Source organism: Streptomyces anatolicus, from assembly GCF_019400875.1.
GTDB lineage: Bacteria > Actinomycetota > Actinomycetes > Streptomycetales > Streptomycetaceae > Streptomyces > Streptomyces anatolicus.
Window position 1 is genome coordinate 1 of record NZ_WMBF01000223.1, and the last position, 10076, is coordinate 10076.

Genomic DNA, 10076 nt, shown 5'->3' on the forward strand with positions numbered 1-10076 from the left:
ATGTGGCGCCGCCACAACGACTCCTCGGCCCTGGCGGAACCCCGCCCCCTCATCCGCGTCTACACGGGCCCCGGCACCCTGGACGCCGTCGCCGCCTCCTACGAGCGCCTGCTCGGCACGGAACGCGACATGTGGTTCACGTACCCGGAGAAGAACCTCGCCCTCGCCGTGGTCGGCGGTTTCCTCCTGATCGAGGGCACGGAGGAGACGCTGGCCCCGTTCCGCGCGACGAACGGCACGCTGCTCGTCGACTCGGCCCAGAAGTACCTGGACCGTCTCGCGGCAGAGGGCGCGGAGATCACGGACCCTCTCGTCAAGGTCCCCACGGGCGCGGGCTTCACGGCCCGCCACCGCGACGGCACGCTCATCGAGTACGTGGAACACCGGCCCACGGATGAGGGGTTGTAGGAGGGCCGTAGGCGTGTCTGGAGGCGGGGCCCTGCCCGCACCTCTTCTTGTGCTCACCAGTCGGTATTGCTAGCGTCCTGGAAAATGTCATCTCTGGGACGGGTGGAATGAAGAACTCTTCGGTGGTTCTCTTCGACATCGGGAATGTTCTCTTCTGTGACCCCTGGGAGACCCTTCTCCTCACACCGGGGAAGGGCCTGGCCGATATGCGCGGCTGGGACCGCCAGTTCGTATCGACGGCGGCGCGGCGGCTGTGGGAGAAATTCAGCGTCGCCGAATACGAGGAAGACGAGTACTGGCAGGATCTGGGCGCGGTGACCGGGGAGAAAATCACCCGGGACCAGGTCGAGGAGCTGGAGACGCGCCTGCTCCACCGGAACCCCAGCGCCGACCTCATGCTGAAGACCGCCCAGGACGCGGGAAACCGGATCGGGATCATCTCCAACAACACCAGTTTCTGGTTCGCCAAGCAATGGAAGTGGCTCGGCCTCGGTGACTACATCGATCCGGATCTCGTCTTCGTCTCCCACGCCCTCGGGGTCAGCAAGTCGACTCCGGGGGCAGGACTTTTCGAGTGCGCGGCCCGGATGGTCCCGCCCCCGGCCGGTCTCGTCGTGGAGGACCGCCAGGGAAACGTGCGGCGGGCTGCCGAGGTCGGGTTCAGGACTTACCGTTACTCCCTCTCCGAATCGACCCCTCTGCCGACGTTCTCGTAACTCAGGGAGGCCGGATGACCGTAGATCCACCGCACGGGCCGTTACCGGGGGAGTTGCCGCCCGGCTGGATCGACCCGGCCGTGATTTCCCCACCACCCGGCGGTCGCGTTCCCGGCCAGACGCAGCCACAGCCACAGCCACAGCCGCCGCCGCCGCCGTCACTGGTAAGTCCTGAGGCGCTGCGCAATCAGCTCGACGCGCGGCTCGCGGAGTACGCGACCCTCCGCCAGGAAAGCCTCCAGGCGATCTCGAACCGCATCCAGGTCATGAATTTCGCGTTCACTTCGCTGAGCCTCATCCTGGCCGCCCTCCTCGCCTCGGACGTCCCGCGCTCCCTGCTGATCCTGGTGAGCCTGCTCTTCGTCCCCATCGCCTCCAAGGCGAGCGCCCTGGTGTGGCTCGGGGAATACCACCGGTCCCAACGTGCCGGCCAGGGCGTACGGCTCCTGGAGGGACGCATCAATGAGCTCCTGGGGGGAGGCGAGCACCTTACCTGGGAAAAGTCGCTGTACTCGCAGAGCACGCACATGGGTTACCCGTATATCGCGACGGTCCTCTTCATACTCAGCACCGGAGTCTTCGGCGAATTCCTGGGCGGGATCTACCTGACACAGGCGGCCGAAGAGGCGGCGGTCTTTCCTCCGGTCCTCTGCGCCGCCCTGGTGGTCGTGTACTCGCTGACGATCGAGATCAGTTTTCTTCTCTTCTTCCGTAAACGCTGGATCGCCATCCGTCTGCATTCGCACGGGGCGTAGGTCTCCGGCCGCCGCTGCGATCAGCGGGCTCGTCGCTCAGGCAAGCCGCCTCGGCAGCCGCAGGCTCAGCGCCGCGAGCCCGAGCAGCCCCACCACCTGCACCCCGAGCACGATCGCGAACGCCTCCCGCATGCCCGGGCCCGCCGCCAGCGCGAGGAAGAGCGAGCCGACCGTCGCCACGCCCACCGCCAGGCACGACTGCTGCACGGTCGCCGCAAGACCGCTGCCCGCGCCCGCCCGGGCGGCCGGCACCGCGGCGAGGACGATCCGGTAGTAGAGGGCCAGTTCGACGCCCTGGCCCAGGCCGCACACGGCGAGGCCCGGCGCGAGGGCCAGGGGGCCGAGCGAGGACCACGGCACCCACAGCGCCGTCAGGGCGAGGATCACCAGGCCCGAGGCATGCACCAGCGCGGCCACCCCCATCGCCCGGCCGCCGAACCGCGCGGCCACCCCCGGAGCGAGTATCGACGCCGCGAACTGCGCCAGCCCCATGGGGACCAGCGTCAGGCCCGCCTTGAGCGCGCCGTAGCCGAGCCCCTGCTGGAGCGTCACCGCGCTGACGAACATCCAGCCGCTGAACCCGATGAAGATCGGCAGACCGAGGACGAGGCCCCTGCGTACGCCGGGCTCGCGCAGCAGCGACGGCGGCAGCAGCGGGCTGCCCCCGGTGTTCTCCGCGCGGCGCTCGACGGCCGCGAACGCCCAGGCGAACAGGGGTGCGGCGGCGAGCAGCAGCACCGACCAGAGGGGCCAGCCCGTGGCCCGCCCCTCGGAGAGGGGGAGCAGCAGGGCCGTCAGCGCGGCGCCGAGCAGGAGCGTGCCGCCGATGTCGCCGCGCCGGGGCCGCTCGGCGCGGCTGTCCGGCACCGCGCGCACCGCGCAGAGCAGGGCGGCCACCGCGACCGGCACGTTCACCAGGAACGCCATGCGCCAGCCGGTGCCCGCGAGGTCGGCGGCGACCAGGACGCCGCCGAGCACCTGCCCGAGTACGACCCCGAGCCCGCTCACCGAGCCGTACAGCGCGACGGCCTTCGCGCGCCGCTCGCCCCGCGTCGTGGCGTGGATGGTGGCGAGGACCTGCGGCAGCATCAGCGCGGACGCCGCGCCCTGCGCCACGCGCGCCCCCACCAGCCACCAAGCGCCGGGCGCGAGCCCGCAGGCCAGCGAGGTCAGGCCGAAGGCGGCGACGCCCCACCGGAAGAGCTTCCCGCGTCCGTAGGTGTCCCCGAGCCTGCCGCCGAGGACGAGCAGCACGGCGTACGCGACCGCGTAACCGGCGACGACCATCTCCAGCGTGGCGGGGGAGGCGCGCAGGTCGCGTCCCATGCTGGGCAGGGCGACGTTGACGATGAAGAAGTCGATGCTGGAGAGGGCGGCGCCGAGGAGGACGGTGAGCAGGCCGAGCGGGGTCAGGGCATCGGTCCGGGTGGACTTTTCGGTGAGGGGCGCAGGAGTCACGTATGCCACGGTCTGCCGGGGCCCAAGGGGGTACCAGAGCCTCTTTATCCTGGTACCAGACGCACCTGGAAACAGGCTGCGGTGTGCGGCAGCCTTGATCCATGACCAGCACGGCCGTGACGGCGGACCCCGGCGCCGACATCCGCAGGCGGGAACTGGCCGCCTTCCTCCGCAGCCGCCGCGAGCGCGTCACGCCCGAGCAGGCGGGGCTGCCGCGCGGCACCCGGCGCCGGACGCCGGGCCTGCGCCGCGAGGAGGTGGCGCAGCTGTCCGCGGTGGGCGTCACCTGGTACACGTGGCTCGAGCAGGCGCGCCCCATCAAGGTGTCCGCGCAGGTCCTGGACGCGATCGCGCGGGCGCTGCTCATGGACCCGAGCGAGCGCGCCCACCTCTTCGCCCTCGCCGGGGCCGTCGATCCGCGCCCCGAGGCCGAGTGCACCGCGCTCTCCGCGCCGGTCCGCAGGCTGATGCACCGTATCGCCCCCTACCCGGCCACCGTGCAGAACGGCCGCTACGACGTCCTCGCCCACAACCGCCCCTGGACCCACGTCTTCGGCGATTTCGACGCGATGGAGCCGCGCGACCGCAACTGCCTGTGGCTCCTGGCCACCAGCAGGCGCTGGCGCGAGACGTTCCTCGACCGGGACGAGATGCTGCGCGACCTGACCGCCAAGTTCCGCGGGGCGATGGCCGAGCATGGCGCCGAGCCCGCCTGGAAGGAGCTGCGGGACCGGCTGCTCGGGGTCTCCGCGGAGTTCCGCGAGCTGTGGGAGCGGCACGAGGTGGCGACGATGTCCCCGCACGTCAAGCGGTACCAGCACCCGAGGGTGGGGCTGCTGAGACTGGAGCACCGCATGCTGTGGATGGCCCCGCTGGCGCAGGCGCACCGCCTTATCGCGTACGTACCGGCCGACGAGGAGACGGAGGAGCGGCTGGAGCGGCTGGCGGAGCTGTCGGATCCGGCGTCGGAGCCGTCGGGACCGCTCTCGGAGCCCTCGGGACGGTCGCCGGAACCGTCGTCGTCGGAGGTGTCGGGGAGTGAGGGACAATAGAGGGTCCCGTCGTCCGTCCCGGAGAGCCCCGATGCCGTCCAAGCCCCTCTCGATCGGCCCGCACACCGTAACGCCGCCCGTCGTGCTCGCCCCCATGGCGGGCATCACGAACGCGCCGTTCAGGACGTTGTGCCGGGAGTTCTCCGGCGGCAAGGGCCTCTTCGTGAGCGAGATGATCACGACGCGCGCCCTGGTGGAGCGGAACGAGAAGACGATGCAGCTGATCCACTTCGACGCGACGGAGAAGCCGCGCTCGATCCAGCTGTACGGCGTCGACCCGGCCACCGTCGGCAAGGCCGTCCGCATGATCGCGGAGGAGGACCTGGCCGACCACATCGACCTGAACTTCGGCTGCCCCGTCCCCAAGGTGACCCGCAAGGGCGGCGGCTCCGCGCTCCCGTACAAGCGCCACCTGCTGCGCGCGATCCTGAAGGAAGCGGTCGCCGGGGCGGGTGCCCTCCCCGTGACGATGAAGATGCGCAAGGGCATCGACGACGACCACATCACCTTCCTGGACGCGGGCCGCATCGCGGTCGAGGAGGGCGTCACCGCCATCGCGCTGCACGGCCGCACCGCCGCCCAGCACTACGGCGGCACCGCCGACTGGGACGCCATCGCCCGCCTCAAGGAGCACGTCCCGGAGATCCCGGTCCTCGGCAACGGCGACATCTGGTCGGCCGCCGACGCGCTCCGCATGATGGACGAGACGGGCTGCGACGGAGTCGTCGTCGGCCGCGGCTGCCTCGGCCGCCCCTGGCTCTTCGGTGACCTGGTCGCCGCCTTCGAGGGCACGGGCGCACCGGCGGCCCCGACCCTGCGCGAGGTCTCCGGGGTCATGCTCCGCCACGCGACGCTGCTCGGCGAGTGGATCGGGGACGAGGCGCGCGGCGTCATCGACTTCCGCAAGCACGTGGCCTGGTACCTGAAGGGCTTCGCGGTCGGCTCGGAGATGCGCAAGCGTCTGGCGGTCACCTCGTCGCTGGCCGAACTGGAGGACGGTCTGGGCGAGCTGGACCTCGACCAGCCGTGGCCGGTGGGCGCCGACGGCCCCCGTGGCCGCACCTCGGGCAACAACCGCGTGGTCCTGCCGGACGGCTGGCTGAAGGACCCCTACGACTGCGCGGGCGTGAGCGAGGACGCGGAGCTGGACACGTCCGGGGGGTGACGGAGGACGCGTTGCACACCGATCTGGCCGAGCTGCTCGCGGCGGCCGGCATCGTGGACGTGGATGTGGACGAGGCCGTCGCGGACGGGCACGTCCGGTCGTCCGCGTACCAGCGCGTCGTCTCCGTGATCGCTTCCTCGCGGAGCCGCGACCGGGACCGCGACCGGGACCGGGCGATCGTGGCGACGATCCTGCGCGACCCCGACGAGATGGCGTCCAAGACGGCGGTGGTCGCCCTCGTGGACGAGATCGCGAGGAAGATGGCCGGCCCCGCCGAGTTCCGGCGGTGGTCGGCTGCACTGCTGCCGGAGACCGACCGGCTCAGGACGGCGGCGTTCCGCGACTTCATCCGCCGCCGCGTCCACGACTGGCTGATCCGCCTGTCCATCGAGGACGGTCACCTGCCGACACCGGCCGAGCTGGCGCGGGCCACGGCGTGGATGCAGCGCCTCCTCGCCGAAAGGTCGACGTCACCGGAGGTACTGGCCCTGCTCGCCGAGTCGGCCCACACCAGGAAGACCCGGAACATCGCGAAGCACCGAGCCGGAATCCGCCCCCGCTGAAGACGCCCGAAGGGGCGGCACCCCCGCACAGGGTGCCGCCCCTTCCTCGTGGGCCGGAGCCGTCGCCGCATCGGTACTGAGGGTCGGGGACACGGCGACGGCCCCGGGGTTCGGGTGGATCTATTCGGATGGATCTAGCGGTGGTCGCTGCCCGTCGAGTGCGAGGCCGCGCGGCCCGCTTCCAGGCGGGCCACCGGGATGCGGAACGGGGAGCAGGAGACGTAGTCCAGGCCCACCTCGTGGAAGAAGTGCACCGACTCCGGGTCGCCGCCGTGCTCGCCGCAGACGCCCAGCTTCAGGTCGGGGCGGGTCTCACGGCCCGCCTTGACCGCGTCCTTCACCAGCTTGCCGACGCCGTCCTTGTCGATCGTCTCGAAGGGGGAGACACCGAAGATGCCCTTCTCCAGGTACGCCGTGAAGAAGCTCGCCTCCACGTCGTCCCGCGAGAAGCCCCAGACGGTCTGCGTGAGGTCGTTCGTGCCGAAGGAGAAGAACTCGGCCGCCTCCGCGATCTGGTCGGCCGTCAGCGCGGCGCGCGGCAGCTCGATCATCGTGCCGAGCGCGAGCTTCAGGTCGACGCCGGTGGACTCGATGACCTCGGCGATGACCTGCTCGGCCTCCTCGCGGACGATCTCCAGCTCCTGGACCGTGCCGACGAGCGGAATCATGATCTCCGCACGCGGGTCGCCCTTGGCGTTCTTCCGCTCGGCCGCCGCCTCCGCGATGGCGCGCACCTGCATGGTGAACAGGCCCGGGATGACGAGGCCGAGGCGTACGCCGCGCAGACCCAGCATCGGGTTCTGCTCGTGCAGGCGGTGGACGGCCTGGAGCAGGCGCAGGTCGTTCTCGTTGGAGTCCTTGCGGGACTCGGCGAGCGCCACCCGGACGGACAGCTCCGTGATGTCCGGCAGGAACTCGTGCAGCGGCGGGTCCAGGAGGCGGACGGTGACCGGCAGGCCGTCCATCGCCTCGAACAGCTCCACGAAGTCCCGCTTCTGGAGCGGAAGCAGCTCCTTCAGCGCGTCCTCGCGCTCCTCGTCCGCGTCGGCGAGGATCAGCCGCTCGACCATCTCGCGGCGCTCACCGAGGAACATGTGCTCGGTGCGGCACAGGCCGATGCCCTGCGCGCCGAAGCGGCGGGCGCGCAGCGCGTCCTCGGCGTTGTCGGCGTTGGCCCGCACCCGAAGGCGCCGTACCCGGTCCGCGTACGCCATGATCCGGTGCACGGCGGCGACCAGCTCGTCGGCGTCGTCGGCGCCCGCGTGCATGCGGCCCTCGAAGTACTCCACGACGGGGGAGGGGACCACCGGCACCTCACCGAGGTAGACCTTGCCCGTCGAGCCGTCGATGGAGACGACGTCGCCCTCCTCGACGACGATGCCGCCCGGCGCGGTGAGGCGGCGCCGCTTGGTGTCGACCTCAAGCTCCTCGGCGCCGCAGACACAGGTCTTGCCCATGCCGCGCGCCACGACCGCCGCGTGGGAGGTCTTGCCGCCGCGCGAGGTCAGGATGCCCTCGGCGGCGATCATGCCATCGAGGTCGTCGGGGTTGGTCTCGCGGCGGATCAGGATGACCTTCTCGCCCGAACGCGACCACTTGATCGCGGTGTACGAGTCGAAGACCGCCTTGCCGACCGCCGCACCCGGCGACGCGGCGATGCCTCGGCCGAGCTGCTGCACCTTGGAGTCCGCGTCGAAGCGGGGGAACATCAGCTGGGCGAGCTGGGCGCCGTTGACGCGCTGGAGCGCCTCGGCCTCGTCGATCAGGCCCTGGTCGACGAGTTGCGTCGCGATGCGGAACGCGGCACCGGCGGTGCGCTTGCCGACGCGGGTCTGGAGCATCCACAGCTGGCCGCGCTCGATGGTGAACTCGATGTCGCAGAGGTCCTTGTAGTGCGTCTCAAGGGTCTCCATGATCTGCATGAGCTGGTCGTACGACTTCTTGTCGATCTGCTCCAGATCGGCGAGCGGCACGGTGTTGCGGATGCCCGCGACGACGTCCTCGCCCTGCGCGTTCTGAAGGTAGTCGCCGTAGACGCCCTGGTGGCCGCTGGCCGGGTCGCGGGTGAACGCGACGCCCGTACCGGAGTCGGGGCCGAGGTTGCCGAAGACCATCGAGCAGATGTTGACGGCCGTGCCGAGGTCGTGCGGGATGCGCTCCTGGCGGCGGTAGAGCTTGGCGCGGTCGGTGTTCCACGACTCGAAGACCGAACGGATCGCGAGGTCCATCTGCTCGCGCGGGTCCTGCGGGAAGTCCCGCCCGGCCTCCGTCTTGACGATCTTCTTGAACTTGGTGACCAGCTTCTTCAGGTCGGCCGCTTCGAGGTCGGTGTCGATCGTGACCTTCTTGGCCTCCTTGGCCTTCTCCAGCGCCTCCTCGAAGAGGTCGCCGTCGACGCCGAGGACGGTCTTGCCGAACATCTGGATGAGCCGGCGGTAGGAGTCCCACGCGAAACGGTCGTCGCCGGACTGCTTGGCGAGGCCGGTCACCGACTTGTCGGAGAGCCCGATGTTCAGGACCGTGTCCATCATGCCGGGCATGGAGAACTTGGCGCCCGAGCGGACGGAGACGAGCAGCGGGTCGTCGGCCTGGCCGAGCCTCTTGCCCATCTTCTGCTCAAGGGCGTCGAGGTGCGCGCTGACCTCGTCGCGCAGCTCGGTGGGCTCCTCACCGCTGTCGAGGTACGTCTTGCACGCCTCGGTGGTGATGGTGAAGCCCGGAGGGACGGGCAGCCCGAGGTTGGTCATCTCGGCGAGGTTCGCACCCTTGCCGCCGAGAAGGTCCTTGAGGTCCCTGTTGCCCTCGGTGAAGTCGTAAACGAACTTCACCGCTTCGGTCGCCTCGGTCGTCTCACTCGTGTGAGCTACGTGGAGATCTTTGTTTTCCGACACGGGTCTCGACTCCTCGAGGACTCGGTGGCTGCCCTGACGGCGAGGAACATACCCAGATCGAAGGCGCCTGGGTACGTCCACTTGTGCGTCATGCGGCCGTAACCACCCGTCCGCCGCTAGATCGAAAGTGACTTGGCGGTAGGGAGGGCGGGAGGGACTGTGTTCAAGAGTTGAACTCGCAACCCCCGTAGACCCTGGTAAACGCTCAAACGAGCGATGAGATCTCAGATGTGAGTTCACTTCATGAATGATCGAGCATTGGCACTGAGTGCCACTCCTTGGAGAAGTGCAGCCGCCCTTTACGTGCTCTTGGGGTGCTCATCTGAGCGCAAGGGCTATCAGGGGTGGCGAGAATCACGCCGTTTCACGGGCTCGGATGTCACCATCCGGACGCAGCCGTTCACTCCGGGAGACAGCGCGGGGGTGGCGTCACACCCCGAGCGCGGCGAGCCGTTCTTCCGCCCGTTCCGGGGCGTACAGGTGCTCCACCACCAGTGTTCCCGCGCCGATCAGCGCCGCGCGGTCGCCGAGGCGCGAGGTGACGATGTCCAGGTGGGCGGTGGAACGGGGCAGGGCCCGCTGGTACAGGAGTTCGCGTACGCCGGTGAGGAAGGCGGTTCCGGCCAGATCTCCCGCGATCATGAGAACGCCGGGGTTCAGGAGCGTCACGACGGTCGCGAGCACCTCGCCGACATGCCGGCCCGCCTCGCGCGCGAACCCCAGCGCGGTGGGGTTCCCGGCGTCCAGGAGTGCGCGCACATCCGATCCGGAGGCGGCGGGGAAGCCGGCCTCCGTGAGTCTGCGGGCGAGGGCTCGGCCGCTGGCGAGGGCGGCGAGACAACCGTAGGAGCCGCACTTGCAGAGTGCGTCCGCTCCCTCGGGCACCCGGACGTGACCGATGTCGCCCGCGCCGCCGTCGATGCCGCGGTAGACAGCGCCGTCCACGACGACGCCCGCGCCGATCCCGGTCGAGACCTTGATCAGGGCGAAGGCGGAGCAGTGGGGGTAGTGGGTGCGCTGCTCTCCGTACGCCATGAGGTTGGCGTCGTTGTCCACGAGGATGGGGAG

The 10076-nt window shown here is 70.1% G+C and carries 9 protein-coding genes; 6 read left to right on the forward strand and 3 right to left on the reverse strand.

What is annotated here, in order from left to right:
* The 3 genes from GKQ77_RS19710 to GKQ77_RS19720 form a co-directional block, all read left to right on the forward strand.
* The coding region (locus tag GKQ77_RS19710; RefSeq protein WP_219690241.1) for a VOC family protein at nucleotides 1-408 on the forward strand (408 nt) is incomplete at its 5' end.
* Between the two features lie 107 nt (nucleotides 409-515).
* Nucleotides 516-1124: an HAD family hydrolase gene (locus GKQ77_RS19715; protein WP_219690242.1), complete on the forward strand. Its 609-nt coding sequence runs from the start codon at nucleotides 516-518 to the stop codon at nucleotides 1122-1124.
* Between the two features lie 14 nt (nucleotides 1125-1138).
* Nucleotides 1139-1879 carry a hypothetical protein gene (locus tag GKQ77_RS19720; protein WP_219690243.1) on the forward strand — a complete coding sequence of 247 codons (741 nt, stop codon included), beginning with the start codon at nucleotides 1139-1141 and terminating at the stop codon, nucleotides 1877-1879.
* Between the two features lie 36 nt (nucleotides 1880-1915).
* Here the strand turns inward: GKQ77_RS19720 and GKQ77_RS19725 are convergent, their stop codons facing one another.
* Entirely contained in the window at nucleotides 1916-3337 is a 1422-nt protein-coding gene (locus tag GKQ77_RS19725; RefSeq protein WP_308117717.1) for an MFS transporter, read from the reverse strand.
* Between the two features lie 101 nt (nucleotides 3338-3438).
* Between GKQ77_RS19725 and GKQ77_RS19730 the strand changes: the two genes are divergently transcribed.
* Genes GKQ77_RS19730 through GKQ77_RS19740 form a run of 3 tightly spaced genes read left to right on the forward strand, consistent with a single transcriptional unit; the run spans nucleotide 3439 to nucleotide 6117 of the window.
* Nucleotides 3439-4389, forward strand: a complete 951-nt coding sequence (locus tag GKQ77_RS19730; protein WP_219690245.1) for a helix-turn-helix transcriptional regulator — start codon at nucleotides 3439-3441, stop codon at nucleotides 4387-4389.
* A gap of 31 nt (nucleotides 4390-4420) precedes the next feature.
* Entirely contained in the window at nucleotides 4421-5554 is a 1134-nt protein-coding gene (gene dusB / locus GKQ77_RS19735) for a tRNA dihydrouridine synthase DusB (RefSeq protein WP_219690246.1), read from the forward strand.
* Between the two features lie 11 nt (nucleotides 5555-5565).
* Nucleotides 5566-6117 (forward strand): hypothetical protein, encoded by a 552-nt coding sequence (locus GKQ77_RS19740; RefSeq protein WP_219690247.1) that lies wholly within the window; start codon nucleotides 5566-5568, stop codon nucleotides 6115-6117.
* A gap of 134 nt (nucleotides 6118-6251) precedes the next feature.
* Here the strand turns inward: GKQ77_RS19740 and ppdK are convergent, their stop codons facing one another.
* Nucleotides 6252-9008: a pyruvate, phosphate dikinase gene (gene ppdK / locus GKQ77_RS19745; RefSeq protein WP_219690248.1), complete on the reverse strand. Its 2757-nt coding sequence runs from the start codon at nucleotides 9006-9008 to the stop codon at nucleotides 6252-6254.
* 429 nt (nucleotides 9009-9437) lie between these two features.
* Nucleotides 9438-10076: ROK family protein (locus GKQ77_RS19750; protein WP_219690249.1), on the reverse strand; the 639-nt coding region annotated here is incomplete at its 5' end.

Coding starts and splice junctions, on each gene's coding strand:
- GKQ77_RS19715 (WP_219690242.1), top strand. CDS start 516: ATGAAGAACTCTTCGGTGGTTCTCTTCGACATCGGGAATGTTCTCTTC.
- GKQ77_RS19720 (WP_219690243.1), top strand. CDS start 1,139: ATGACCGTAGATCCACCGCACGGGCCGTTACCGGGGGAGTTGCCGCCC.
- GKQ77_RS19730 (WP_219690245.1), top strand. CDS start 3,439: ATGACCAGCACGGCCGTGACGGCGGACCCCGGCGCCGACATCCGCAGG.
- dusB (WP_219690246.1), top strand. CDS start 4,421: ATGCCGTCCAAGCCCCTCTCGATCGGCCCGCACACCGTAACGCCGCCC.